Source organism: Variovorax sp. FW301-JW7 (genome assembly GCF_058788795.1).
Genome location: NZ_JBYTBC010000009.1, coordinates 212,997 through 239,579 on the forward strand (window position 1 = coordinate 212,997; position 26,583 = coordinate 239,579).

The following is a 26,583-nucleotide window of genomic DNA, read 5'->3' on the forward strand; positions in this document are numbered from 1 at the left end:
CATGGGCGCCTTTTAAGGTCTGCGGCCTGACAGAGGCTGACTTTAGGCCTCATGCCGACCCACCCCACGATCCCTGGAAAACAAAATGACTGATCACGTCAAGGCGCCCGCCGCCTCCCGCCGTCACGCCCTGAAACTGCTGGGCGCCGCCCCGATGCTCCCGCTGGGCGGTGTCGCCTTTCTCACCGCCTGCGGCGGTGGTGGCGGCGGTGGCCAGGCCTTCCCGCCCTTCGTGGTGCCGCCGCCGGCACCCGCGCCGGCACCCGCACCGGCAGCGCAGTTCGTGTCGGCCGAATTCAACGGCATGGCTGCACCCACGCTGGCCGACCCGGCTGCCATGGCCACGAACACCGTCGGCTCCACGCTCAAGGTGTCGTTCGACAACGGCAGCTCCACCGAATACCGCCTGGCCTACCAGCCCTTCTTCCTGACCGGCGACATGGTGCCGGACGGCAAGGGCGGCAAGATCCTCGCGGGCGGCTACGTCGACATCAAGAACCAGCCGATCATCGACGCCTCGGTGGCCGGCAAGGAGCGCCAGTTCTTCTCGGACAGCCCGGACGGCACCTCGCTGATCTCGCTGCCCAACGCCAACGTGCCCGGCGTCAAGGGCAAGGCGGTGTTCGCCGTGGTCCAGTTCGAATACACCACGCGCAACCTGAAGGGCGAAGGCACCTACGGCACGCTGCCCTCGCCCATCGCGGTGCTCACGCTCGACCAGGACCAGACCACCGGCAAGCTGAGCCTGGTCAAGTACCACAACGTCGATATGTCGAGCGCCCACGGCCTGTGGATCACCTGCGGCGCCAGCCTGTCGCCGTGGAACACCCACCTGTCCAGCGAAGAGTACGAGCCCGACGCCACCACCGCCGCCGGCACCGACATGTTCAAGGCCTACAGCAAGAACGTGTTCGGCGACGAGACCAAGGCCAACCCGTACCACTACGGCCACCTGCCCGAGGTCACCGTGAACCCCGACGGCACCGGCAGCGTGAAGAAGCACTACTGCATGGGCCGCATCTCGCACGAGCTGATCCAGGTCATGCCCGACAACCGCACCGCCATCATGGGCGACGACTACACCAACGGCGGCTTCTTCATGTTCGTCGCCGACAAGGAAAAAGACCTGTCGGCCGGCACGCTCTACGTGGCCCGCTACGAAGCCGGCTACTCGATCGACCCCGCCGCAGCCGCCACCAAGATGACGTGGATCAACCTGGGCCATGCCACCAGCGCCGAGATCGAGGCACTGGCCAATACGCTCAAGGCCACCGACATCATGGACGTGACCACCGCCAACCCTGCCGACCCCACGTACACCTACATGTTCCTGGACGGCAAGGAAAGCTGGGGCCGCGTGAAGCCCGGCATGGAAAAGGCCGCGGCTTTCCTGGAAACCCACCGCTACGCCAACGTGAAGGGCGCCAGCATGGCCTTCACCAAGATGGAAGGCACCACCGTCAACATCAAGGACAAGGTGGCCTACTCCGCGCTGCAGAACATCCAGGACTCGATGGTCAAGGGCGCCAAGGGCTGGTCGGCGGCCAGCAACATCGCACTGCCCGGCAAGCTCAGCGCCGGCGGCGTGATGGCGCACAACCTGGCCGGCGGCCAGAAGGACACCGACGGCAAGTCCATCAACAGCGACTGGGTGCCCACGCAGACCCGCGCGCTGATCGTGGGTCAAGACCTCACCACGCCCGACGCGCTGGGCAACACCTCCAGCCCCGACAAGATCGGCAACCCCGACAACATCAAGTTCTCGGAAAAGTTGCGCACGCTGTTCATCGGCGAGGACAGCAGCAGCCACGTCAACAACTTCCTGTGGGCCTACAACATCGACACCAAGAAGCTCTCGCGCCTCATGTCGATCCCCGCGGGCGGCGAATCGACCGGCCTGCATGCCGTGGACGAGATCAACGGCTGGACCTACATCATGAGCAACTTCCAGCACGCGGGTGACTGGGGCACGGGCCCTTCGAAGACGCCTGCCGATGGCCTGCATGGCAAGGTCTACACCACGCTCGACCCGCTGGTGCGCGCCAACTACAAGGACCGCTACGCCGCCGCCGTCGGCTACCTCACGGCCGACCCGATCCAGATCAAGCTGGCGAAGTAAGCCTTCGAGGCTTGGCCCTCAAGACGGCGCTGTCGGCAACGGCAGCGCCGTTTTGTATCTGACCTGCTTGAGCGCAAAGCTCGAGCGGATCTTCTCGATCCCCGGAATCGGCGTGAGCTGCTCCATGATGAAGCGCTCCAGCGCCGCCATGTCGGCCACGGCGATGCGGATCAGGTAGTCGCTGTCGCCGGTCATCAGGTAGCACTCCATCACCTCGTCGTGCTCGGCGATGCGCTGCTCGAAGTCGGCCAGCGACTGCTTGCTCTGCGTCGTCAGGCTGATCGAGATGAACACGTTGAGCCCCAGGCCCAGCGCCTTGGCGTTCGCCAGCGCCACATACCGATCGATCACGCCGCTGGTCTCCAGCACCTTCACGCGCGCCAGGCAGGGCGACGGCGACAGGTGCACGCGGCGCGCCAGTTCGACGTTCGACAGGGCGCCGTCGCGTTGCAGCTCGTCGAGAATGCGCAGGTCGATGGCGTCGAGTTCCATGAAATTCCGCAAAGCTGTTGAATGGCGGCATTTTATGCTTCTGAATAGCCATGAAATCAGAGGTGCCGGTAGCTAATTTTCCCCGAGGCGGCTTAAAGTGCTGACATGAACGCCCCGATCTCCGCCGACCAGATGCGCGCCCTGTTGCTCGACACGCCGCCGTCGCACGACCCCGACCCCGAAGAGACCGCCGAATGGCGCGACGCCTTCCTGGCGCTGGCGCAGACGCAAGGTCCGCAGCGCGCGCGCCAGATGCTGGCCGAGCTGGCGCGCCTGGCGCGGCAGCAGCGCATCGGCTGGCAGCCCGAGCTGGCCACGCCGTACGTCAACACCATCGCCGCGGCCGACCAGCCGCCGTTCCCGGGTGACCTCGCGGTCGAGGAAAAGCTCGCCTCGCTCATGCGCTGGAACGCGCTCGCCATGGTGGCCAAGGCCAACCAGGCGTACGGCGAACTCGGCGGCCACATCGCCAGCTACGCGAGCGCGGCCGACCTGTTCGAGACCGGCTTCAACCACTTCTTCCATGCGCGCAGCCCCGCGCACCGCGGCGACCTCGTGTTCTTCCAGCCGCACAGCGCGCCCGGCGTGTATGCGCGGGCCTACCTCGAAGGCCGCCTGAGCGAAGAAGACCTGAACCACTACCGCCAGGAACTCACCGCGCCGGCCTTCACCGACGGCAGCGGCGCGCGCGGCCTGTGCAGCTACCCGCACCCGTACCTGATGCCGGACTTCTGGCAGTTCCCCACCGGCTCGATGGGCATCGGCCCGATCAGCTCGATCTACCACGCGCGCTTCATGCGCTACCTCACGCACCGCAACCTGCTGAACTGCGAAGGTCGCAAGGTCTGGGGCGTGTTCGGCGACGGCGAGATGGACGAGCCCGAATCGATGAGCGCGCTGACGCTCGCCGCGCGCGAGAAGCTCGACAACCTCGTGTGGGTCGTCAACTGCAACCTGCAGCGCCTGGACGGCCCGGTGCGCGGCAACGGCCGCATCATCGACGAGCTCGAAAAGCTCTTCGCCGGGGCCGGCTGGAACGTCGTCAAGCTCGTGTGGGGCAGCGACTGGGACGGCCTGTTCGCGCAGGACGTGAGCGGCGCGCTGGCGCGCGTGTTCGCCAACACCGTCGACGGCCAGATGCAGACCTTCGCGGCGAAGGACGGCCGTTTCAACCGCGACAATTTCTTCGGCCAGAACCCCGAGCTCGCGCGCCTGGCCGAAGGCATGACCGACGAGCAGATCGACCGCCTGAAGCGCGGCGGCCACGACCTCGTGAAGATCCACGCCGCCTACGCCGCCGCTGCTGCGCACAAGGGCCAGCCCACCGTCATCCTGGCCCACACCAAGAAGGGCTACGGCATGGGCAGCGCCGCGCAGGGAAAGATGACCACGCATTCGCACAAGAAGATGGGCGACGTCGACCTGCTCGAGTTCCGCGACCGCTTCAACCTGCCGCTCACCGACGCGCAGGCCACCGCGATGGACTTCTACCGCCCGGCCGAAGACAGCGCCGAGATGCGCTACCTGCGCCAGCACCGCGAAGCGCTCGGCGGCGCCATGCCGCGCCGCGAGACCGCCTGCGACGTCGTGCCCAAGCCTGACATCGCGGCCTACGCGCAGTTCGCCACGGCCGCCGCCGGCAAGGAGATGAGCACCACCATGGCCTTCGTGCGCATGCTGGGCAACCTCATGAAGGACAAGGCGCTCGGTCCGCGCATCGTGCCCATCGTGGCCGACGAGGCGCGCACCTTCGGCATGGCCAACCTGTTCAAGCAGGTCGGCATCTACTCGAGCGTGGGCCAGCGCTATGCGCCGGAAGACATCGGCTCGGTGCTGAGCTACCGCGAAGCCACCGACGGGCAGATTCTTGAAGAAGGCATCAGCGAGGCCGGCGCCATCGCGAGCTGGACGGCCGCGGCCACCAGTTACAGCGTGCACGGCCTGGCGATGCTGCCGTTCTACATCTACTACTCGATGTTCGGCTTCCAGCGCGTGGGCGACGCCATCTGGGCGGCTGCCGACCAGCGCGCGCGCGGCTTCCTGCTGGGCGCCACGTCGGGGCGCACCACGCTCGGCGGCGAAGGCCTGCAGCACCAGGACGGCAGCAGCCACCTCGTGGCCGCGACCATTCCCAACTGCAAGGCCTACGACCCGGCCTTCGCGGGCGAGATGGCGGTCATCGTCGACGCGGGCATCCGCGAGATGATGGTCGAGCAGCAGGACGTGTTCTATTACGTCACGCTCATGAACGAGAACTACGCGCAGCCCGACCTGCCGGCCGGCGCCGAGGCCGACATCCTGCGCGGCTGCTACCGCTTCGGCACCTATGCGCCGGCATCGGGCAAGGCGAAGCAGAGCGTCACGCTGCTGGGCTCGGGCGCGATCCTCACCGAGGTCATCAAGGCCGCGCAGCAACTGGCCGACGAAGGCATCGCGGCCGAGGTGTTCAGCGTCACGAGCTGGAGCGAACTCGCGCGCGACGGCCAGGCCTGCGAGCAGCGCGCGCTGGCCGGCGAAAAAGACGCCGGCACGCCCTTCGTCGCGCAGCAGCTCGGCAAGGGCAGCAGCAAGGCCCCGATCGTCGCCGCCACCGACTACGTGCGCGCCTTGCCCGAGAGCGTGCGCGCCTTCCTGCCCGAAGGCCGCCGCTACCTCACGCTGGGCACCGACGGCTTCGGTCGCAGCGACACGCGCGCCGCGCTGCGCGGTTTCTTCGGCGTGGACGCGGCGAGCATCGCGCGGGCCGCGCGGCACGCGCTCGGCGCCTGACGCCGGCGCGGCCATGCGGCGTGACGGTGCGGTGCCTGCGTTAGAGTCGCAGGCCCCACCGCCTTCCCGCGCCCATGACCGCCCGCTTCCAGTCCCTTGCTCCCGCCGTCCGCCTGGCCGACCAGGTGGCGGAAGCGCTCGTGGCCGAGGTGCGCAGCGGGCGCCTGTCGGAAGGCGACCGGCTGCCCACCGAGACCGCGTTGGCCACCCAGTTCGGCGTGAGCCGCACCGTGGTGCGCGAGGCGGTGTCGCGGCTCAAGTCGCTCGGGCTGGTCGATTCGCGCCAGGGCAGCGGCGTGTACGTGCGCGCTGCCGGGGTGGAGCCGCTGCGCTTCGAGATGCCGCACGTGGCGTCGCGCGAAGCGGTGGTGCAGATGGTCGAGCTGCGCCGCGCGCTCGAGGCCGAGGTGGCCGCGCTCGCGGCCGAGCGCCGCACGCCCGAGGACATGCTGCGCATCCGCGACGCCATCGATGCGCTGCACGCGGCGGTGTCGATGGGCGGCAACGGGGCCGACGAGGACGTGCGCTTTCACCGCGCCATCGCCGAGGCCGCGCGCAACCCCTTCCTCATCGGCACGCTGCAGTACCTGCGGCAGTTCCTGCATGGCGCCACCCGCGTCACGCGCGCCAACGAGGCGCGCCGCGCCGACTTCGTGCGCGAAGTGGCGCAGGAACACGCGCGCATCGTCGAGGCGATCGATGCCGGCGACCCGCTGGCCGCGCGCGAGGCCGCCAAGGCGCACATGGACAACGCCATCCGCCGCATCGAGCAGGCCGACCCGGCCTTCTGGCAGCAGGAAGGCGCCCAGCTCGCCCGCCCCCTGGTCGAAGGCTGGCCTGCGGGCAAGTAAGCCCACGCTCACAATTTTTCGGCAGGGGCAGAATGTGCGGGTTATCCCGTATCCGGGAACTTGTCTTAAATTTGTATGATGACCTGACAAGTAAGGGGCGACCGCGCCGCAGGGTGACGGGACGGCCCCGTTTTTTCATCCAGCGGACTCCCTCCCCATGACTTCCACCCTCCAGGCCGGCGCGCCCCTCGCGGCTGACGCGCCCGACGCCGCGCTCGAAAAACGCGCCTACGCCAAGGTGTTCTGGCGCCTCGTGCCCTTCCTGATGCTGTGCTACGTGGTCGCCTACCTCGACCGCGTGAACGTCGGCTTCGCCAAGCTGCAGATGGGCGCGGACCTCGGCTTCAGCGAAACCGTGTTCGGCCTGGGCGCCGGCATCTTCTTCCTGGGCTACTTCCTGTTCGAAGTGCCCAGCAACCTGCTGCTCAACCGCGTGGGTGCACGCGTGTGGATCGCGCGGATCATGATCACCTGGGGCCTGCTGTCGGCCTGCTTCGTGTTCGTGGAAACGCCGACCAGCTTCTACATCCTGCGCTTCCTGCTCGGCGTGGCCGAGGCGGGCTTCTACCCCGGCGTGATCCTGTACCTGACGCACTGGTACCCGTCGCACCGGCGCGCGCGGATCATCGCGGTGTTCATGTCGGCGATTCCCGTGGCGGGCATCTTCGGCAACCCGTTGTCGGGCTGGATCATGGACGCCTTCCACGGCGTGTCGGCCATGCACGGCTGGCAGTGGATGTTCATCATCGAAGCCATTCCCGCCGTGCTGGTGGGCGTGATGGTGCTGTTCTACCTGGACAACGGCATCCAGCACGCACGCTGGCTCTCGCCCGAAGAAAAGAACCTGCTGCAGCGCGAGGTCGACCGCGACCAGGCGCACGGCGCCAAGGGCCCGCATTCGGTGGGCGCGATGTTCCGCGATGCGCGCGTGTGGTGGATGGCGCTCATCTACTTCGCCTTCGTCATGGGCCAGTACGCGCTGACCTTCTGGCTGCCCACATTGGTGAAGGCCACGGGCGTGCAGGGCAACTTCAATATCGGCCTGCTCAGCGCCATTCCGTTCCTGTGCGCGATCGTCGCGATGAACCTGTTCGGCCGCAGCGCCGACGCGCGCCGCGAACGCCGCTGGCACCTGATCATCCCCGCGATGATGGGCGCCGTGGGCTTCACGGTCGCGGCCTCGTACACGCAGAACACGGTCGTGTCGCTGACCTTCCTGTCGCTCGCCGCGGCCGGCGTGCTCACCTGCGCACCGCTGTTCTGGTCGCTGCCCACCGCCTTCCTCTCGGGCACGGCGGCGGCAGCCGGCATCGCGGTCATCAACTCGGTGGGCAACCTCGCGGGCTTCGTGAGCCCGTACCTCATCGGCTACCTGAAGGACCTCACGGGCAGCACCCAGATCGGCATGTACGTGCTGGCCGGTGCGCTGGTGCTCGGCGCCATCGGCGTGTGGCTCACGCCCAAGCAGTTGGTCAACCGCTGATCGAAGGACGCACGACATGACTTCTTCTTCCAGCAACACCCCCGTCGTCGGCCTCGTGGGCCTGGGCGCCATGGGCAGCGGCATGGCGCAATCGCTGCGCCGCGCGGGCCATGCGCCGCATGTGTTCGACGTGCGCCCCGGCGTGGCCGAAGCCTTCGCGCGCGAAGGCGGCACGGCCTGCGACACGCTGGCCGCGCTCGGCGCGCAGTGCGACATCGTGGTCAGCGTGGTCGTCAACGCGGCGCAGACCGAGTCGGTGCTGTTCGGCGACGACACCACGCCCGGCTGCGCGGCGTCGATGAAGCCCGGCAGCCTGTTCGTGATGTGCTCCACCGTCGACCCGAACTGGTCGGTGGCGCTCGAAGCGCGCCTGGCGCAGCAGGGCATCCTGTACCTCGACGCGCCCATTTCCGGCGGCGCCGCCAAGGCCGCCAGCGGCCAGATGACGATGATGACCGCCGGCACGCCCGCCGCCTACGAGAAGGCCGGCGCGATGCTCGACGCGATGGCCGCCAAGGTCTACCGCCTGGGCGATTCGGCCGGCGCGGGCAGCAAGGTGAAGGTCATCAACCAGCTGCTGGCCGGCGTGCACATCGCCGCCGCGGCCGAGGCCATGGCGCTGGGCCTGCGCGAAGGCGTGAACCCCGATGCGCTGTACGAGGTCATCACCCACAGCGCCGGCAACAGCTGGATGTTCGAGAACCGCATGGCCCACGTGCTGGCGGGCGACTACACGCCGCTGTCGGCCGTCGACATCTTCGTGAAGGACCTGGGCCTGGTGCTCGACGTGGCGCGCGCCAGCAAGTTTCCGCTGCCGCTGTCGTCCACCGCGCACCAGATGTTCATGCAGGCCTCCACGGCCGGCTTCGCGCGCGAGGACGACAGCGCGGTCATCAAGATCTTCCCGGGCATCGAACTGCCCGCCGGGAAAAATAGCATCGAGCGTCTGCGCTCCACCGACCCAGGAAAGACACACACCATGAACGTTCTCATCACCGGCGGCTGCGGCTTCCTCGGCGCCCGCCTTGCCCGCACCCTGCTCGCCGGCGGCCCGCTCGCACTGGCCGGCGGCCAGCCTCAAGACATCGCACGCATCACGCTCGCCGACCGCGTGCCGCCGCCCGCCGACCTCGCGGCCGACGCGCGCATCCAGTTCGTGCAGGGCGACCTCTACGAGCAAGCCGCCAACGGCGCATTGCCGCTGGCCGACACCGACGCCGTGTTCCACCTCGCCGCCGCCGTGAGCGGCGAGTGCGAGGCCGACTTCGACCTCGGCATGCGCAGCAACCTGGACACCACGCGCGCCCTGCTCGATGCCTGCCGCAGCGCGGGCCATGCGCCCGTGTTCGTGTTCTCCAGCTCCGTCGCCGTGTTCGGCGATTCGCCCGAGCAGCGCCTGCCCGCGGTGATCGAGGACACCACGCTGCCCACGCCGCAGAACAGCTATGGCATCCAGAAGTTCATCGGCGAGCAACTCGTGGCCGACTACACGCGCAAGGGTTTCGTGCAGGGCCGCAACGTGCGGCTCATGACGGTGTCGGTGCGCCCGGGCCGTCCGAACGGCGCGGCCTCCAGCTTCCTGAGCGGCATGCTGCGCGAGCCGCTGGCCGGCGTGCGCGCACGCTGCCCCGTGGCGCCCGAGACGCCGGTCGCGCTGGCCTCGCCCGGCAACACCGTCGCCGGCATCGTGCGCGCGGCCACCGCCGGCGCCGCCGAATGGGGCGCGCGCACCGCGGTCAACCTGCCCGCGCTGACCACCACCGTGCGCGAGATGGCGCAGGCGCTCGAGCGCATCGCCGGCACCGAGGCCACCGCCCTCATCGACTGGGAACCCGACGCCGCCATCGCGAAGATCGTCACCAGCTGGCCCAGCCGCATCCACGCGGCACGCGCCGAGGCGCTGGGCCTGAAGGCCGACGCCAGCTTCGACGCCATCCTGCGCGACTACGTGCGCGAGAACGCGCAGGCGGTCACGCTGGCGCTGAAGGGCTGAGCGATGGCGAAGCTCGTGCTCGGCTGCATCGCCGACGACTTCACCGGCGCCACCGACCTGGCCAACAACCTCGTGCGCGCCGGCATGCGCGTGGTGCAGACCATCGGCGTGCCCGTCGGCCCGCTCGATGCCGACGTGGACGCGGTCGTGGTCGCGCTCAAGTCGCGCACCATCGCACCGGCCGAGGCCATCGCGCAATCGCTCGATGCGCTGCGCTGGCTGCAGGCGCAGGGCGCGCAGCAGATCTACTTCAAGTACTGCTCCACCTTCGACAGCACCTTCACCGGCGAGGTCAGGGGCAACATCGGCCCCGTGACCGAGGCGCTGATGGACGCACTGCAATGCGACTTCACCATCGCCACGCCCGCCTTCCCCGACAACAAGCGCACCGTGTTCAAGGGCTACCTGTTCGCGGGCGACGTGCTGCTCAACGAGAGCGGCATGCAGAACCATCCGCTCACGCCGATGACCGACCCGAACCTCGTGCGCGTGCTGCAGGCGCAGTGCACGCGCAAGGTGGGCCTGATCGACCACGCGGTGGTCGCACGCGGCGCAGCGGCCATCGAAGAACGCATCGCGCAGCTGAAGGCCGAGGGCGTGTCGATCGCCATCGTCGATGCGGTGTCGAACGACGACCTGCTGCGCATGGGCCCGGCGCTCGCGAGGCTGCCGCTGCTCACGGCGGGCTCGGGCGTGGCCATCGGCCTGCCGGCCAACTTCGGCCTCGCGCCGTCGTCGCAGGCCAGCGCGTTGCCGAAGGCCGGCGGCAAGACCGCGGTGGTGTCGGGCAGCTGCTCGCTGGCCACCAACCGGCAGGTGCTCGACTTCATCCAGCGCGGCGGCGCGGCCATGGCCATCGACCCGCTGCGCATCGCGGCGGGCGTGGACGTGACCGCCGAAGTGCTGGCCTGGGCCGCACCGCTGATCGACAAGGGTTCTGTGCTCGTCTACTCGACCGCCGAAGCCGGCGCCGTGAAGTCGGTGCAGGGGCGGCTCGGCGTGGAAGAAGCGGGTGCGATGGTCGAACGCACCATCGCCGCCATTGCGCGCGGCCTGGTCGAGCGCGGCGTGCACCAGCTGGTGGTGGCCGGCGGCGAGACCTCGGGCGCCTGCGTGCAGGCGCTGGGCATCGCGCAGATGCAGATCGGCCCGCAGATCGACCCCGGCGTGCCGTGGTGCCATGCGCGCTGCGATGCGGCGCCCGAAGCGGGGCTGCACATCACGCTGAAGTCGGGCAACTTCGGCAGCGACGATTTCTTCACCAAAGCTTTTACAGTGCTCGCATGACCGAGAACGAAGCCCGCGACGAAATCTGCCGCGTCGGCCGCAGCCTGTTCGAGCGCGGCTACGTGCATGCCACGGCCGGCAACATCAGCGTGCGACTGGACGACGGCTTTCTCATCACGCCGACCGACGCCTGCCTGGGCTTTCTCGACCCCGCGCGGCTCGCACGGCTCGATGCACAGGGCCAGCAGACCGGCGGCGACCGCGCCAGCAAGACCATCGCGCTGCACACGCGCATCTACGCCGCCGCGCGCGGCTTCGATGCCGCCACGGCGTGCGTGATCCACACGCACAGCACGCACTGCGTCGCCCTGACCCTGGGCAACCCGCAAGCCGAACTGCTGCCCGCGCTCACGCCCTACTTCGTGATGAAGGTCGGCCATGTGCCGGTCATCCCGTACCACCGCCCCGGCGCGCCCGAGGCGGCCGAGCAGGTGGCGCAAACCATCGCGCGCTACGGCGCGGCCGGCACGCCGATCCGCGCGGCGATGCTCGCGCGCCTGGGCCCCAATGTCTGGCACGAGACGCCGGCCGCCGCGATGGCCGTGCTCGAAGAGCTGGAAGAAACCGCCCGCCTGCAGCTGCTCACGCAGGCCACCCGGCCCGCACCGCTCACCCCCGACCAGATCGATGAACTGCGCCGCACTTTCGGTGCGCGCTGGTAGTACAAACACCCCATGCCCCAATTCGCCGCCAACCTCTCGATGCTCTACCCGGAGCTCGCATTTCTCGACCGCTTCGACGCCGCCGCGAAAGACGGCTTCCAGGCCGTCGAGTACCTCTTTCCCTACGACTTCTCGAAAGAGGAAATCGTCGCTCGCCTGAAGCACAACGGCCTGCAGCAGGTGCTGTTCAACGGCCCGCCCGGCGACTGGGCCGGCGGCGAACGCGGCCTGGCGTGCCTGCCGGGGCGCGAGGGCGAGTTCCGCGAAGGCATTGCGAAAGCCATCGACTACGCCGTGGCGCTCGACTGCCCGCGCATCCACGTGATGGCCGGCCTCGTGCCCGAAGGCCTCACGCGCGAGGCGGCAGAGGCCGTCTATGTCGGGAACCTGCGCTGGGCCGCGGCCGAAGCCGCGAAGGCCGGGCGTGACGTGCTGATCGAGCCGATCAACACGCGCGACATTCCGCGCTTCTTTCTCAACCGGCAGGACCACGCGCACCAGATCGTCGAGACCGTGGGCGCCGCCAACCTCAAGGTGCAGATGGACCTGTACCACTGCCAGATCGTCGAAGGCGACGTGGCGATGAAGCTGCGCCAGTACCTGCCGACCGGCCGTGTCGGCCACCTGCAGATCGCGGGCGTGCCCGAACGCCACGAGCCCGATGTGGGCGAGCAGAACTACGACTACCTCTTCGGCGTGATCGACGAGGTGTCGGCGCAATGCGGCTGGCAGGGCTGGGTCGGTTGCGAATACCGCCCGCGCCGCGGCATGGAACCCGGCGGCACCTCGGCCGGCCTGGGCTGGCTGCGCGACTGGCGCCAGCGCGCATGACGACGACGCTCGAAGCGCTGCGCATTCCGGCGCCGCTGCGGGGCTTCGCGGCGGCGGGCGATGCGCAGGTCTTCGACGTCACGATCGACGGCGACAAGGTCGCGGCCATCGAACCCAGCGCCTCGCAGACGCAGGCGCGCGGCACGCTGCTGAGCGCGCTCGTCGAGGCGCATGCGCACATCGACAAGAACTTCACCGTGCAGGACGTCGGCGCTGCGCAGGGCGACCTGTTCACCGCCATCGAGCGCATGGGCCGCCACCGCGCGAGCTGGACCGGCGCCTCGCTGCGCCTGCGCATGGAGCGCGCGCTGCACGAGGCCTGGCGCGCCGGCACGCGCGCGCTGCGCACGCACCTGGACTGGGTCGAGCCCGAACCGCCGGCCGCGCTGGCCGTGTTCGAGGCGCTGCGCGAAGAATGGGCCGGCCGCATCGAGCTGCAGTTCGTCGCGCTCGTGCCGCTCGACGTGTTCGCCGACCTCGCGGCCGGCGAGCGCATCGCGCGCGACGTGAAGCGCGCGGGCGGTTCGCTGGGCGCTTTCATCTACCGCAACGACGGCCTCTTCGCCAAGCTGGGCCGCGTGTTCGACCTCGCGCAGCAGCACGGGCTGGGGCTCGACTTCCACGTCGACGAAGGCCTGGACACCGACGCCAGCGGCCTGCGCAGCATCGCGCAGCTCGTGCGCGCGCGCGACTTCAAGGGCCGCGTGGTCTGCGGCCACGCCTGCTCGCTCTCGGTGCAGGACGATGCGGTGGCCGCCGAAACGCTCACGCTGTGCGCCGGCGCCGGGCTGCACCTGGTCGCGCTGCCGACCACCAACCTCTACCTGCAGGGCGCGTGGGACCGCACGCCCGTGGCGCGCGGCATCACGCGCATCCGTGAGGCCGCGGCGCACGGCCTGCGCGCCAGCCTGGCCACCGACAACGTGCAGGACGCCTTCTATCCCTACGGCAGCTACGACCTGCTCGAGACCTTCGGCCTGGGCGTGCAGATGGCGCATCTGGCGCCTGCGGCCGACTGGCTCGACACCATCACCGTGAACCCCGCCAAGGCGCTGGGCCTCGCGTGGGACGGCCGCATCGCGCCGGGCTGCCCGGCCGACCTCGTGGTGCTGGCGGCCACCGACGAACACGAACTCATCGGCCCGCGCGGACGGCAACGCACCGTCTACCGCGCAGGCCGGGCACTGGAGAACACACCATGAGCATGGGCAAGCCGATGGCCAACTATGCCGCCGCCAAGCGCGTCGGCGATTTCGTCTTCATGAGCGGCGTGGTCGCCGTCGACCCGGCCACGCGCCGCGCGGTGGCCGGCTACGACGCCATCCCGGAAGAAGCCCGCACCGCGCTGCAGGGCGTGGGCTACGCCACGGGCCAGATGTCGGTCGACATCTTCGAGGCGCCCATCGTGGCGCAGAGCTGGTTCGTGCTGGAGCGCATCCGCCAGATCGCGGCCGAGCACGGCGGCACCATGGAAGACGTGGTGAAGCTGGTGCAGTACTTCCGCCACCTGCCGCACTACGCCTTCTACAACCGCGTGCGCGGCCTGTTCTATCCGGGCGAGCCGCCGGTGAGCACGGTGGTCGAGGTGTCGCGCTTCTTGCCGGGCGACGAGGTGCTCGTCGAAGTAGAGGCCACCATGTACCTGCCGCAGCGCGCGGCTACTTGACGCCCGCGCCCTTGAGCAGGAACTCCGTCACCTGCTCGATCAGGTAGCGGCGGTCCTTGTCCTCGCCCTGCTGCGCCGTGTTGCGGTAGTAGGCGGCCTGCGTGGCGTGGTCGGCGTAGAACTGCGTCACGGCCCAGATGTGGAACAGCACCAGCATCGGGTCGGCTTTGTCCATCAGGCCCTGGTTCATCCAGTTCTGGATCACGGCGGCGGCCTGGTCGGTGCGCTGCTTGCTCGTGTCCATCATGCTGTTGATGACGGGCGCGCCGCGCATCATCTCGGCGGTGAAGATGCGCGAGCGCAGCGGATGCTCGAACGAGAACATCATCTTGCGCTGGATCAGGTCGCCCAGCACCTTGAGTGGGCCGAAGGCCTCGTCGCTGAAGCCGAACACCACGATCCAGTCGGTCAGGATGTCCTGCAGCACCTGGCGGTACAGCGCCTCCTTGCTCTCGATGTAGTAGTGCAGCTGCGCCTTCGACAGGCCCGCCTTGTCGGCGATGGCCTGCGTCGACGCGCCGGCCAGCCCCTCGCTGGCGAACACCTCGATGGCCGCCTGGTTGATGAGGCCCAGCACCTGCGTGTACTTGCGCGAACGCCCGCGCGTGGCGGGGGCTTCGCTGTCGGTGTCCGTCACGCTCACAGCTGCAGCACCAGGTCGGGGCCCTTGGCGCGCGAGCAGCACAGTGCCACCTTGGTGCGCCGCTCGGTGCCCGTGAGGCAGAAGTCGCGGTGCTCGGCGCCGTCGCCGTCGCCCTCGACCACGCAGGTGCCGCACAGGCCCTGCTGGCACGACACGGGGATGTCGATGCCCACTTCGTGCAGCGCATCGACCGCGGTCTGGTCGGCCGCCACCGGCACCTCGATGCCGCGCCGTGCCAGCTTCAGCGTGAAGGGCAGGCCCGTGGTGGCGGCGGCCGTGCCGGTGGGCGCGGCGAAGTACTCGGTGTGCAGCGCGTCTTCGGGCCAGTGCGCGGCGGCCTCGCGCACCGCCTGCATGAAGCCGCCGGGGCCGCACACGTACAGGTGCGTGTCGGGCGTGCGCTCGGCCAGCAGCGCGCGCAGGTCGATGCGCTGCGTCGCATCGCCCTGGTCCAGGTGCAGCTTCAGGTGCGGCGCCAGCGCGGGCGCGTGCAGCGCCTCGGCGAAGGCCAGGTGCTCCTCGCTGCGCGCGAACACGCACAGCGTGAAGTCAGCGCCGCGCGCGGCCAGCGCCTGCGCCATGGCCAGCAGCGGCGTCATGCCGATGCCGCCGGCCAGCAGCAGGTGGCGGCGGGCCTCGGCGCGCAGCGGGAAGGTGTTGCGCGGCGCGCTGATCGCAATCAGGTCGCCCTCGCGCACGCGCTCGTGCATCGATGCCGAGCCGCCGCGGCTGGCGTGCTCGCGCTTCACGCCGATCACGTAGCCGCAGGTGCCCGAGGGTGCGCGCGCCAGCGAGTACTGGCGCGAGAAGCCGCCGGGCATGTGCACGTCGATGTGCGCGCCGGCCTCGTAGCCGGGCAGCGGTCGGCCCCACGGATGCGCCAGCTCGAAGGCCAGGATTTCCGGCGTCTGCCGCGAGATGCGTTCGACACGGACGGTCAGCGTGCGTTCGAGGCTCATGGTGTGTGTCTCCCTGCTTGTCTACTGGATGTTGTGCAGCGTGCGCGCCACGCGCGCGATGAAATGGGTGCGGTCGCTGTCGGTGACGGCGTTCATGTCGTGCAGCTGCAGCCACGTGACCTTGCAGCGCCACGCGAACAGCGCCCGCAGCGCGCGCGTGAACAGCCGCCGCCCCGGGTCGCCGATGGCCATCACGAACCAGCGCGGCGAGCCGCCGGTGGTCACCACCGTCAGCCGGCGGATGTGTCGCATGCCCGACTTGGCGAGCTGTCCCTTGCGCTCCGCGGGCAGGAAGGCCACGCCTGGCAGCCACACGCGCTCGAGCCAGCCCTTGAGCATGGACGGCGGTCCATGGAACCAGGTGGGGTAGACGAACACCAGGTGCTCGGCCCACAGCAGCGCTTCGACGTGGGGTTTCACGCGTTCGCGGATCAGTTCGGGGTTGTCGAGGTAGGCGATGCGCTCTTCGCGTGTCAGCGTCGGGTCGAAGCCCTCGGCGTACAGGTCGATGGCCTTGACGGGGTGTCGCGGCGTGAGGGCCTCGAGGGCGGTGCGGTACAGCGCGTGGTTGAAGCTGTCAGGGTTCGGATGGCAATGGACGACGAGCGTTTTCATGTTTCGGGCCGGTTCGCCTGTTCGGCGAGACGGGGTCAGAGCCCAAGGGAACAAAGGCCGCGCAGTGCCTTATGGCAACCCAGGCGCCGGCATCTGACCCCGGCGCAAGCCCCGCGCGACCCACGGGAAAAAACGAAGCGAATTACTTGCCGGTGAGCTTCTTGCGAACGTCGACACCGACGCCCTTGTTGACGAACTGCGTGGTCGCGACCTTCGACAGGTCGATCTCGCCCGGCTTGTACAGGCCGGCCTTGACCATCTTGTCGTAGAAGTCCTTCACGCGTGCCTCGTCCATCGCGCCGATGCCCTTGGTGAGCGAGTCGCCGCTGTCCACGATGCCCATCTTCTTGATGAGATCGATGGAGCCCTGCAGCGCGGCCGGCGTGGCGTCGGGGTTGGTCTTGGCCATGAGCTCGTTGGCGGCCTTGTTGTCGCCGTAGAGGTAGTTGTTCCAGCCGACGATCGAGGCCTCGATGAACTTGCGCACCGTCTCGGGCTTGGTCTTGATGAGGTCGGCGCGGGTCTCGATGGTGGTGGCGTAGGTCGAGAAGCCGTGGTCGGCCAGGAGGTGCACCACCGGGTCGAAGCCGGCCTGGGCCTTGATCGACAGCGGCTCCGAGATGGCGTAGCCCTGCTGGATCGACTTCTTGTCGGCCAGGAACGGGCCCACGTTGAAGGTGTAGGGCTTGAGCTGCGAATCCTTGAAGCCGTGCTCCGACTTCATCCACTGCCAGAAGCTGAACTGGCCGTCCTTGCCGATGAAGGCCACGGGCGCCTTGGTCATGTCCTTGAAGGTGTCGTAGCCCTGGCCCGGGTGGGCGAACATGGCCTGCGGGTCTTTCTGGAAGATGGCCGCGACCACCACGGTGGGCACGCCGTTCTTCACGTTGTCGAAGGACTGCAGCAGGTTGCCGGTCATGAGGAAGTCGATCTTGCCGGCCGGCAGCATGGGCCGGTTGTTGACCATCGGGCCGCCCTGCATGATTTCCACGTCCAGGCCGTACTTCTTGTAGGTGCCGTCCACCAGCGCCTGGTAGAAGCCGCCGTGGCCGGCCTGCGCCTTCCAGTTGGTGGCGAACACCACTTTTTCCTGGGCGTGCGCGGCGAAGGCGGCGCCTGCGAGGGCCAGGCCGAAGGCCAGCGGCCGAAGAGAGAAAGCGGGGATGCGCATGGGGACGGACTCCTGTGGAGGTTGGGGTGGGGACGGGATGCGAAGACTAAATGTTTTTTCAGCGCTCGACGGCCATGTCGGGCGTCCAGCCGCGCGTCTTGCCGGGGTTCATCAGGCCCATCGGGTCGCTGCGCTTCTTGAACTCGATCTGCTGCGTGTCGATGGTCTTCATGCCGCCGTCCTCGATGGTGAAGACGTGCGGGTTGAAGATCTGCGCGCCGCCCTGCGACTCGATCTCGCGCATCACCTCGTACTGGTGGGCCTCGCCCTTCCAGCGCACGAGCAGGATGCCGAAGGTGCCGCACTGGCCGTTGGCGCGCGCGAAGTCCTGGTGCTGCAGCACGTCGTCGCCGAAGATCTGCATGTGGCGCTCGACCACGGCCGGGTCGAAGGGCTGGGCGTAGGCCACCTGCAGGTAGGTCCAGCTGCGGTCGGCCTTCAGCGCCTGCAGCGTCGTGTGGTTGAAGGCGCACTCGTAGGCCGGCGGCAGGCCCTCGGCCTGCAGCTCGGCCTCGGTGCCGGCCACCGACAGGGTGCCGCCGTGCGCCGCCGCGAGCGCGCGGAACTCGGCCATCGAGTCGGGCGAGACCATGGTGAACACCGCGTGCCGGTCGGGCGGAAAGCGATCGCCCATGGCCGTGTAGTAGGGCGAGAAGCGCGCCTCCACGGTCGACAGCAGGAAGATGTCCAGCGAGGGCGCCTGCGCGGCGATGCCGAAGTCGAGCGCGCCGCGGTAGGTGTCGAACAGCGCCGTGCAGTGCACCCAGTCGACCGCCGGGCTCAGCGCCACTTCCACGTCGAGGATCACGCCGTTGGTGCCGTAGGCGTGGTGCACCTGCTGGATCTCGTCGCCCACCAGCTCGATGACGCGCGGCTCGCGCTCCACCGTCATCACGCGCGCGCGCAGCAGGTTGCCGGGGTCGCGCAGGATGCCGTGTCGGAACGAGCCGATGCCGCCGAAGCCGCCCGCGATGAAGCCACCGATGCTGGCCACGTGCCAGGTCGAGGGCCACATGCGCAGCGCCTGCCCGGTCTCGCGCGCGGCCAGGTCGATGTCGTGCATGCGCGCGCCGGCCTCGACGCGGATGCGGCCCTCGGCCAGGTCGAGCACGCGGCACATCTGCGTCACGTCGAGCACGAGCCCGCCTTCGAGCGGCACGCACTGGCCGTAGTTGCCGGTGCCGCCCGCGCGCACGGTGAGCGGCAGCTTCCATTTGGCGGCCACGGCCGCGGCCTGGCGCACGTCGTCCTCGGTGCTGACCTTGACCACGAGGTCGGCCACGCAGCCCGCGAGCTGCGCCGTGAGGATGGGGCTGTACCAGTAGAAGTCCTTCGACAGCTGCTTGCGCTGGCTGGGCGTGGCGATCACGTTCAGGCCGCGCAGCTCCTCGCGCACGGCGTCCCAGTCGACGGTGGACAGCGGGGTTCTAGCGTTCACGGCGCATCTCGCTCTCGTGCCAGTGGCCGAGCACCAGCCGCGACAGGGCGGCGAACACGATGAAGATCACGATGCCCAGCAAGGACACCAGCAGCAGCGCCGCGAACATCATCGGGATCTCGGTGCGGAAGCTCGACTCGAGGATGCGCGAGGCCAGCCCCGTTTCCTTGCCCGCCGTGCCGGCCGTGAACTCGGCCACCACCGCGCCGATCAGGCTCAGGCCGCCGGCGATCTTCAGGCCCGCCATGAAGTACGGCAGTGCGCTGGGCGCCAGCAGGTAGCGGAAGGTCTGCCAGGGCGAGGCCTTGTACAACTGGAACAGGTCGCGCAGGTTGCTGTCGGCGCTCTTCAGGCCGATGACGGTGTTCGACAAAATGGGGAAGAAGGCCACGATCCACGCGCACAGCAAGAGCGCCGCGGTGGTGCTCGACACGTAGATCAAGATGAGCGGCGCGATCGCGATGATCGGCGTCACCTGCAGGATCACGGCGATCGGGAACAGGCCGATCTCCACCCACTTGAACAGCGCAAACGCAATCGCCAGCAGCACGCCGCCGACGATGGCGGCGCCCAGCGCCAGCAGCGTGAGCTTCACCGTGAACCACAGCGCGCCCGAGAGCGAACCCCAGTTGTCGAACAGCGTGCGCAGGATGAGCGAGGGCGCGGGCAGGATGTAGTGCGGGATGTCGTTGGCGCGCACCATCCATTCCCACACCAGCAGCAGCGCCGCGACGATGACGACCGGCACGACGATGCGCAGCGTGGCCTCGCGCCGGCGCAGCTTGTCTTCGTGCGCGCGCAGCGTCTCGGCGGACGGCGTGGCTTCGTTGGTGGTGTCGAGGGGCATCACGGTTTCAATGGTCGATGTCGAGGCCATGGAGCGCTCCGTGCAGAGATTGCGAAACAGCCGTGCAGTGCGCGTTGTAGCGGCTGGAGGTGCGGAAGGCTTCTCCGCGCGGGTAGGGCTCGTCGATGGCGATCTCGTCGATCACGCGGCCCGGGCGCGCCGCCATCACGACGATGCGGTTCGACAGGTAGACCGACTCGTACACGCTGTGCGTGACGAACACGATCGAGAAGCGGTGCTCGCGCCAGATGGCCAGGAGGTCGTTGTTGAGCTTGATGCGCGTCATCTCGTCGAGCGCGGCAAAGGGCTCGTCCATCAGCAGCAGGCGCGGGTGCGTGACCAGCGCGCGCGCGATCGACACGCGCATCTTCATGCCGCCCGAGAGCTCGCGCGGGTACACGTCGGCAAAGCGCGAGAGGCCCACCAGCTCCAGCACGTGCTGCACCACCGGCGCGGCCTCGTCGCGGCTCATGCCCGCGAGCTTGAGCGGCAGCCAGACGTTGTCGAACACCTTGGTCCAGGGCATGAGCGTGGGCTCCTGGAACACGAAGCCCAGGTCGCGGTCGCTCTTGCTGTTCTTGGCCACGCCTGTGTTGGCACCCGACCATTGCATGTCGCCCGAGCTGATGCGTGTGAGCCCGGCGATCAGCCGCAGCGCGGTGCTCTTGCCGCAGCCCGAGGGGCCCAGGAAGCTGACGAAGTCGTGCTCGCCGATGTCGAGCGTCATGCCCTGCAGGGCGAGCGTGCCGTTGGCAAAACGCTTGCCGACGTTGCGCAGGCGGACCAGGGGCGGCGTGGATGGCGTGGTGCTTTCCATGGGACTCCTTGGCGTCAGCGCCAGGCCGGAACGTTGGCCAGGCGCGAGAGCGGGAAGCGGTCGATCTCGTGCAGCAGCTCGACGAAGCGTTGGCCCACGTGGTCGAGCACCGCGGCGCCCTTCTCGGCGCTGGCGCGGGTGGCGTCGCCGGCGGCGCCGGCCGGGTTGATGTCGTGCATCTGCCAGCCGAGCTTGCCGCTGGGCGTGATCGACAGGAACTTGTTCTCGGCGGCCAGCTGCTCGGTCATGGAGCCGAAGTTCTGGAATTGGTCACGGCGCACGTAATCGGGCGTGAGGTGCAGCATCACCGAGCTTTCGAGGTCGCCGGCGTGGATGCCGTGCTTGCCTTCGTGCGCGGTGAACAGGCCCTCGGGCAGGCCCAGCGTGTACCAGTTGGCGGCCACGACCATCATGTCGTGCTCTTCGCGCAGGTCGCGCGCCACGATGTCCATGACGCTCATCTGCCCGCCGTGGCTGTTGTAGAGCACCAGCTTGCGCACGCCGGCCTTGGCGACGCAGGCGCCGACGTCCTTCCACAGCGAGATCAGCGTGTTGGCCGACACGGTGAGCGTGCCCGGGTAGCGCGAGTGCTCGTTGCTCTTGCCGTAGGGCACGGTGGGCAGGAACAGCACCGGCAGGTCGTCGGGCAGGTAGGGCAGGCTGGCGCGCACCATGCCGTCGATGGTGGCGGTGTCGGTGGACATCGGCAAATGGGGGCCGTGCTGTTCGGTCGCCCCCACCGGCAGCACGGCGATCAGCCGTTCGCGGTCGAGGCGGGAGAACTCTTCACTGGTCAGGTCGGACCAGAAGCGGCTGCGCAACGGGGGCGGATTCATCGTGGCAAACCTCATGAGAACGGGTGGGGGAGTCTAAATTATCCACGTGGTCAAAAAAGGTAGGCCATGCGTGGATACCCTTGCATAGCTGCTTGCAAGTGGCGTGCCAGCAAAACGATGCAGGTGGTCAAAACACCTGCGGGCGCCGTGTCGCATCGTCCGGCGCGGGCGCCCGCGGCCGACTTGAATGCGGCCCCTCTGGAGCCTATAACTCAGGCATGGTCTCTTGCTCGTCGCAAGACGGAAAGGAGGCGCCGTGAAAAGACGCATCTATTGGCTGTTGCCGGACCTGGCGAGTGCCAGGCAGGCGATGCACGATCTGCTGCGGGCGCGTGTCGACATCGCGCACCTGCATTTCGCCGCACGCGAAGGCCAGGACATGGCCGGGCTCCATGCGGCCAACGTCTGGCAGACCTCCGACCTCGTTCACGCCGCCAAGACCGGCTGGGTGCTCGGCACCGCCTGCGGTGTCGTCGCCGGGCTGCTGGCCGCGCTGCTGTTCCCGGTGTTCGGCGACGAGCCCGAATGGGCCGTGGCCGTGGGCCTGGCGTTGCTGGGCGGCGTGGTGGGCGCGTGGTCGGCCACCATGGTCGGCGTGTCGATCCCGAGCCCGCGGCTGGCGCGCTTCGAGAGCGCCATCGCGCAGGGCCAGGTCCTGTTGATGGTCGACCTGCCGCCCGCGCGCGTGCGCGAGGTCGAGGCGATGCTGGAGGCCACGCACCCCGAGGCCCGCTTCGAGGGCGAAGAGCCGCGGATTCCGGCGATCCGCTGAAGCCACCGCGCATGCGATCCCCGGAACCCCCGATGGCCACCCCAGGGAGCGCAGCACATGACCATCGCCGTCGTCCTGTTGCTCATCGTGGGGGCCTCGGTGGCGTTCCACCTCGTCAACCCGTGGTGGACGACGCCGCTGGCCTCCAACTGGCAGCGCATGGACGACACGCTGACCATCACGCTGGTCATCACGGGCCTGTTCTTCGTCGTCATCAACCTGTTCCTCGCCTACACCGTGGTGCGCTTTCGCCACCGCGAGGGGCGCCGCGTGGCGCCGCATGCGCCTGAGAACAAGACGCTCGAGCGCTGGCTGATCGGCGCCACCACCGTCGGCATCATGGCGCTGCTGGCGCCCGGCCTCGTGGTGTACGCGAACTACGTGCGCACGCCGCATGACGCGCTCGTGCTCGAGGTGCTGGGCCAGCAGTGGCAGTGGCGCTTCCGCCTGCCGGGCGCGGACGGCAAGCTGGGCGCGACCGATGCGCGCTTCGTCAGCGCCGCCAACCCCTTCGGGCTCGACCCGGCCGACCCTGCGGGGCAGGACGACCTGCTGGTCCCCGGTGACGAGGTGCACCTGCCGATCGGCCAGCCGGTGCTGGTGCTGATGCGCTCCCACGACGTGCTGCACGACTTCTTCGTGCCGCCCATCCGCGCGCGCATGAACATCGTGCCGGGGCAGGTGAGCCGCTTCTGGTTCACGCCGACCGTCGCGGGCCGCTACGAGGCGCTGTGCGCGCAGCTGTGCGGCGTGGGGCATCCGAACATGCGCGGCTTCGTGGTGGTGGAGGACGCGGCGGCCTACGACGCCTGGCGCGCGACGCTGCCGACCTTCGGCGCGATGCAGCTGGCGCAGGCGGCCCAGGCGACGCAGGCGGCACAGGCACCGGCCGGCGGTGGCGGCGCACGCGTCGACCAGGGCCGCGCGCTGGCCGACGCCAAGGGCTGCGTGGCCTGCCACACCGTCGACGGCAGCGCGCGCGTCGGACCGACCTGGAAGGGCCTGTACGGCAAGAACGAGTCGATGGCCGACGGCAGCACCGCGTTGGTCGACGAGGCCTACCTGCGCAGCTTCATCCGCGACCCGCAGGCGCGCCATGTGAAGGGCTTCCCGCCGGTGATGCCGAAGATCGACCTGAGCGACGAGGAACTGGCCGCGCTGGTGGCCTACATCCAGAGTCTGGGCAGCCCGCCGGCGCAGGCTGCCACCGAACAGAAGGCTGCGCGATGACTTCTTCTGCGCTCACTCAAGACGACGAACACGACGACGCCGGCCACCCGGCGCCGCAGAGCTTCCTGCGCCGCTACGTCTGGAGCCAGGACCACAAGGTGATCGCCGTGCAGTACGCCTGCACCGCCATCGCGGTGGGCGTGGTCGGGCTGGTGCTGTCCAACCTGATGCGGCTGCAGCTGGGCTTCCCGGGCCAGTTCGAGTTCATCAACGCCGAGCGCTACTACCAGTTCGTGACCATGCACGGAATGATCATGGTGATCTACCTGCTCACGGCGCTGTTCCTGGGCGGCTTCGGCAACTACCTGATCCCGCTCATGGTGGGCGCGCGCGACATGGTGTTCCCCTACCTCAACATGCTGAGCTTCTGGGTCTACCTGCTGTCGGTGGTGGTGCTGATGGCGAGCTTCTTCGTCGCGGGCGGCCCCACCGGCGCGGGCTGGACGCTGTACCCGCCGCAGTCGATCCTGCCCGGCACACCGGGCCACGGCGGCGGCATCGTGCTGATGCTGGTGTCGCTGCTGATCTTCATCGTGGCCACCACCATGGGCGGCCTGAACTACGCGACCACCGTGCTGCAGGCGCGCTGCCGGGGCATGACGCTGCTGCGCATGCCGCTCACGGTGTGGGGCATCTTCGTGGCCACGGTGCTGGCGCTGCTGGGCTTTCCGGCGCTGTTCGTCAGCGGCGTGATGCTGCTGCTGGACCGCACGATGGGCACCAGCTTCTTCATGCCGGCGCTGGTGTCGATGGGGCAGGTCACGGGCTACAAGGGCGGCAGCCCGCTGCTGTTCCAGCACCTGTTCTGGTTCTTCGGCCATCCCGAGGTCTACATCGTGGCGCTGCCGGCCTTCGGCATCGTGTCGGACCTGATCAGCGTGCACGCGCGCAAGCGCATCTTCGGCTACCGCACGATGGTGTGGGCCATCGTGGCCATCGGCGGGCTCAGCGTGGTGGTGTGGGCGCACCACATGTTCGTGAGCGGCATGAACCCGTACTTCGGCTTCTTCTTCGCCACCACCACGCTGGTCATCGCGGTGCCCACGGCGATCAAGGTCTACAACTGGCTGCTGACGCTGTGGCGCGGCGACATCCACCTGTCGGTGCCGATGCTGTTCGCGCTGGCCTTCATGTGCACCTTCGTGATCGGCGGGCTCACGGGCCTGTTCCTGGGCAACGTGAGCGTGGACATCCCGCTGTCGGGCACCTACTTCGTGGTGGCGCACTTCCACATGGTGATGGGCGTGGCGCCGCTGCTGGTGGTGTTCGGCGGCATCTACCACTGGTTCCCCAAGATCACCGGCCGCGTGCTGGACGACCGGATCGGCCGGCTGCATTTCTGGATCACCTTCCTGGGCACCTACGCGATCTATTTCCCGATGCACTACCTCGGTGTGCTGGGCATGCCGCGGCGCTACTACAACTTCGACGGCTACAAGTTCATTCCGCCCTCGGCCTTCAGCCTCAACACCTTCATCACCGTGGTCGCGCTGGTGGTCGGCGCGGCGCAGCTGCTCTTCATCGCCAACCTGGCCTGGAGCGCCTGGCGCGGCCGGCCGGCCGGCGCCAACCCGTGGCGCGCCGCCTCGCTCGAATGGCAGACACCCGAGACGCCGCCCGGCCACGGCAACTGGGGGCCGCGGCTGCCCGTGGCCTACCGCTGGGCCTACGCCTACGGCGTGCCGGGCGCGGCGGAAGACTTCATCGCGCAGAACGCGCCGCCGCAGGCCAGCGACGACGAGAACGACGTGCCGGTGAGCGGCGCACGAGGAGCACCGGCATGAACGCCGACGCTGCCCTGCGCCTGCGCGGCCTGCCCCGCGACGTGCGGCTGCGCGACGCGCACGCGAGCGCGGCGGGCATCGGCCTGTGGGTCTTCATGGGCGTGGTCACCGCGCTGTTCTCCCTCTTCACCGTGGCCTACGTGATGCGCATGAGCAGCGGCGACGCGGTCGCGCTCGCGCTGCCGTGGCAGCTGTGGCTCAGCTCGGCGCTGCTGGCGGCGGGCAGCGTGGCGCTGGAAGCCGCCTCGCGCCGCGTGGACCCGGTGCGCATGCGCCGCCTGCTGCTGGCCGGCGGCCTGTGCGCCGCGGGCTTCCTCGGCGTGCAGCTGTGGGCCTGGGGCGCCATGGTGCACGCGCAGGTCATGCCGGCGGGCAACCCGTCGGGCAGCTTCTTCTACCTGCTGACCGCCATGCACGGGCTGCACCTGGCGGGCGGGCTGGTCGGGTGGGCGATGGCGGCGCGCGTCGCGTGGGCCGATCCCGCCCGGGCCGGCTGGCGCATCGCGCTGTGCGCGCGCTACTGGCACTTCATGCTGGCCGTGTGGCTGGCATTGTTCGCACTGCTGGGATGGGTGACGCCGGAGGTGGCGCGCGTCCTCTGCGGCACGGCGTGAGGAGGCTTCGCATGAACCCCACCACCGCAACCCTCACCGGCTCCGCCGTCGCCGCGAGCGGCTGGCGCGGGCTGGTGGCCGACTGGTCGTCCGACCGCCAGGCCTTCCAGGTCTCGTGGGGCAAGGCCATGATGTGGATCTTCCTGCTGAGCGACATCTTCATCTTCAGCTGCTTCCTCACGGGCTACATGACGGTGCGTGTCTCGACCACGGCGGCGTGGCCGAATCCGAGCGAGGTGTTCGCGCTGCACGTGGGCGGCGCCGACGTGCCGCTCCTGCTGATCGCGATCATGACCTTCGTGCTCATCAGCAGCAGCGGCACGATGGCGATGGCGGTCAACTTCGCCTACCGCGGCGACCGCGTGAACGCTGCCACGCTGATGCTCGTGACCGCCACCTTCGGCGAGCTCTTCGTGGGCATGCAGGCCTTCGAGTGGTCCAAGCTGATCCTCGAGGAGGGCGTGCGGCCCTGGGGCAACCCGATGGGCGCGGCGCAGTTCGGCGCGGCCTTCTTCATGATCACGGGCTTCCACGGGCTGCACGTGTCGGCCGGCGTGGTGCTGCTGTTCACCGTGGCCTTCAAGCTGATGCGCGGCGACTACGACAAGGCCGGCAACTACCAGGTGGTCGAGATCGTCGGCCTGTACTGGCACTTCGTGGACCTGGTGTGGGTCTTCATCTTCGCGCTGTTCTATCTCTGGTGA

The 26,583-nt window shown here is 68.9% G+C and carries 24 protein-coding genes and 1 pseudogene; 16 read left to right on the plus strand and 9 right to left on the minus strand.

The window, feature by feature from the left end:
* The first annotated feature begins 85 nt into the window (after positions 1-85).
* Complete coding sequence (locus tag AC3WQM_RS23780) at positions 86-2,119, plus strand: PhoX family protein (RefSeq protein WP_492682189.1); 2,034 nt, start codon at positions 86-88, stop codon at positions 2,117-2,119.
* A gap of 18 nt (positions 2,120-2,137) precedes the next feature.
* Here AC3WQM_RS23780 and AC3WQM_RS23785 read toward each other — a convergent pair whose 3' ends face one another.
* Positions 2,138-2,611, minus strand: a complete 474-nt coding sequence (locus AC3WQM_RS23785; RefSeq protein WP_099794063.1) for an Lrp/AsnC family transcriptional regulator — start codon at positions 2,609-2,611, stop codon at positions 2,138-2,140.
* Positions 2,612-2,716: 105 nt separating this feature from the next.
* Here AC3WQM_RS23785 and mdeB point away from each other — a divergent pair, with 105 nt between their 5' ends.
* The 10 genes and pseudogenes from mdeB to AC3WQM_RS23835 all read left to right on the plus strand — a co-directional run bounded on the left by mdeB (position 2,717) and on the right by AC3WQM_RS23835 (position 14,153).
* Complete coding sequence (gene mdeB / locus AC3WQM_RS23790; protein ID WP_390347819.1) at positions 2,717-5,380, plus strand: alpha-ketoglutarate dehydrogenase; 2,664 nt, start codon at positions 2,717-2,719, stop codon at positions 5,378-5,380.
* A gap of 74 nt (positions 5,381-5,454) precedes the next feature.
* Entirely contained in the window at positions 5,455-6,231 is a 777-nt protein-coding gene (locus tag AC3WQM_RS23795; RefSeq protein WP_070063260.1) for a FadR/GntR family transcriptional regulator, read from the plus strand.
* Positions 6,232-6,388: 157 nt separating this feature from the next.
* A complete protein-coding gene (locus tag AC3WQM_RS23800; protein ID WP_489060674.1) occupies positions 6,389-7,714 on the plus strand; it encodes an MFS transporter in 1,326 nt (441 codons plus the stop codon).
* Positions 7,653-8,639 (plus strand): annotated as a pseudogene (ltnD, locus tag AC3WQM_RS23805) (L-threonate dehydrogenase); the annotation flags it as partial. The gene AC3WQM_RS23800 and the pseudogene ltnD, both read left to right, overlap by 62 nt.
* 54 nt (positions 8,640-8,693) lie before the next feature.
* The gene (gene denD / locus AC3WQM_RS23810; protein ID WP_070063257.1) at positions 8,694-9,707 is read left to right on the plus strand and encodes a D-erythronate dehydrogenase; all 1,014 of its coding nucleotides are present in this window, start codon (positions 8,694-8,696) and stop codon (positions 9,705-9,707) included.
* 3 nt (positions 9,708-9,710) lie between these two features.
* A complete protein-coding gene (gene otnK, locus AC3WQM_RS23815) occupies positions 9,711-10,994 on the plus strand; it encodes a 3-oxo-tetronate kinase (protein ID WP_492682191.1) in 1,284 nt (427 codons plus the stop codon).
* Positions 10,991-11,656, plus strand: a complete 666-nt coding sequence (locus AC3WQM_RS23820; RefSeq protein WP_492682193.1) for a class II aldolase/adducin family protein — start codon at positions 10,991-10,993, stop codon at positions 11,654-11,656. Before otnK ends, AC3WQM_RS23820 begins: the two co-directional genes overlap by 4 nt.
* A gap of 12 nt (positions 11,657-11,668) precedes the next feature.
* Entirely contained in the window at positions 11,669-12,487 is an 819-nt protein-coding gene (gene otnI / locus AC3WQM_RS23825) for a 2-oxo-tetronate isomerase (RefSeq protein WP_095747280.1), read from the plus strand.
* Positions 12,484-13,689 (plus strand): amidohydrolase family protein, encoded by a 1,206-nt coding sequence (locus AC3WQM_RS23830; RefSeq protein WP_492682195.1) that lies wholly within the window; start codon positions 12,484-12,486, stop codon positions 13,687-13,689. Before otnI ends, AC3WQM_RS23830 begins: the two co-directional genes overlap by 4 nt.
* The gene (locus AC3WQM_RS23835; protein WP_062479653.1) at positions 13,686-14,153 is read left to right on the plus strand and encodes a RidA family protein; all 468 of its coding nucleotides are present in this window, start codon (positions 13,686-13,688) and stop codon (positions 14,151-14,153) included. The genes AC3WQM_RS23830 and AC3WQM_RS23835 overlap by 4 nt, the downstream gene beginning before the upstream one ends.
* On the opposite strand, the gene AC3WQM_RS23840 is transcribed toward AC3WQM_RS23835, so the two are convergent.
* The 8 genes from AC3WQM_RS23840 to AC3WQM_RS23875 all read right to left on the minus strand — a co-directional run bounded on the left by AC3WQM_RS23840 (position 14,146) and on the right by AC3WQM_RS23875 (position 21,479).
* Complete coding sequence (locus AC3WQM_RS23840; RefSeq protein WP_492682197.1) at positions 14,146-14,796, minus strand: TetR family transcriptional regulator C-terminal domain-containing protein; 651 nt, start codon at positions 14,794-14,796, stop codon at positions 14,146-14,148. The two genes, AC3WQM_RS23835 and AC3WQM_RS23840, sit on opposite strands and share 8 nt — an antisense overlap.
* Positions 14,793-15,755 (minus strand): PDR/VanB family oxidoreductase, encoded by a 963-nt coding sequence (locus tag AC3WQM_RS23845; RefSeq protein WP_492682199.1) that lies wholly within the window; start codon positions 15,753-15,755, stop codon positions 14,793-14,795. Before AC3WQM_RS23845 ends, AC3WQM_RS23840 begins: the two co-directional genes overlap by 4 nt.
* A 21-nt stretch (positions 15,756-15,776) precedes the next feature.
* On the minus strand, positions 15,777-16,370 hold the full coding sequence (locus AC3WQM_RS23850) for an NAD(P)H-dependent oxidoreductase (protein ID WP_139700783.1): 594 nt from the start codon (positions 16,368-16,370) through the stop codon (positions 15,777-15,779).
* 142 nt (positions 16,371-16,512) lie between these two features.
* Positions 16,513-17,541 carry an ABC transporter substrate-binding protein gene (locus tag AC3WQM_RS23855; RefSeq protein ID WP_492682201.1) on the minus strand — a complete coding sequence of 343 codons (1,029 nt, stop codon included), beginning with the start codon at positions 17,539-17,541 and terminating at the stop codon, positions 16,513-16,515.
* A 58-nt stretch (positions 17,542-17,599) separates the two neighbouring features.
* Complete coding sequence (locus AC3WQM_RS23860) at positions 17,600-18,979, minus strand: FAD-binding oxidoreductase (RefSeq protein WP_492682203.1); 1,380 nt, start codon at positions 18,977-18,979, stop codon at positions 17,600-17,602.
* The gene (locus AC3WQM_RS23865) at positions 18,969-19,856 is read right to left on the minus strand and encodes an ABC transporter permease (protein ID WP_174250296.1); all 888 of its coding nucleotides are present in this window, start codon (positions 19,854-19,856) and stop codon (positions 18,969-18,971) included. Before AC3WQM_RS23865 ends, AC3WQM_RS23860 begins: the two co-directional genes overlap by 11 nt.
* A complete protein-coding gene (locus tag AC3WQM_RS23870; RefSeq protein ID WP_492682205.1) occupies positions 19,834-20,643 on the minus strand; it encodes an ABC transporter ATP-binding protein in 810 nt (269 codons plus the stop codon). Before AC3WQM_RS23870 ends, AC3WQM_RS23865 begins: the two co-directional genes overlap by 23 nt.
* A gap of 14 nt (positions 20,644-20,657) precedes the next feature.
* Positions 20,658-21,479: a creatininase family protein gene (locus tag AC3WQM_RS23875; protein WP_492682207.1), complete on the minus strand. Its 822-nt coding sequence runs from the start codon at positions 21,477-21,479 to the stop codon at positions 20,658-20,660.
* A gap of 256 nt (positions 21,480-21,735) precedes the next feature.
* Between AC3WQM_RS23875 and AC3WQM_RS23880 the strand changes: the two genes are divergently transcribed.
* From AC3WQM_RS23880 to AC3WQM_RS23900, 5 genes are read left to right on the plus strand one after another with little or no spacing between them, the layout of a single operon-like run.
* A complete protein-coding gene (locus tag AC3WQM_RS23880; protein ID WP_492682209.1) occupies positions 21,736-22,251 on the plus strand; it encodes a DUF1269 domain-containing protein in 516 nt (171 codons plus the stop codon).
* A gap of 57 nt (positions 22,252-22,308) precedes the next feature.
* A complete protein-coding gene (locus AC3WQM_RS23885; protein ID WP_492682211.1) occupies positions 22,309-23,481 on the plus strand; it encodes a cytochrome c oxidase subunit II in 1,173 nt (390 codons plus the stop codon).
* Positions 23,478-25,265, plus strand: a complete 1,788-nt coding sequence (locus tag AC3WQM_RS23890) for a cytochrome c oxidase subunit I (protein WP_492682213.1) — start codon at positions 23,478-23,480, stop codon at positions 25,263-25,265. The genes AC3WQM_RS23885 and AC3WQM_RS23890 overlap by 4 nt, the downstream gene beginning before the upstream one ends.
* The gene (locus AC3WQM_RS23895; protein WP_492682215.1) at positions 25,262-25,879 is read left to right on the plus strand and encodes a cytochrome c oxidase subunit 3 family protein; all 618 of its coding nucleotides are present in this window, start codon (positions 25,262-25,264) and stop codon (positions 25,877-25,879) included. Before AC3WQM_RS23890 ends, AC3WQM_RS23895 begins: the two co-directional genes overlap by 4 nt.
* Positions 25,880-25,890: 11 nt before the next feature.
* A complete protein-coding gene (locus AC3WQM_RS23900; protein ID WP_139700774.1) occupies positions 25,891-26,583 on the plus strand; it encodes a heme-copper oxidase subunit III family protein in 693 nt (230 codons plus the stop codon).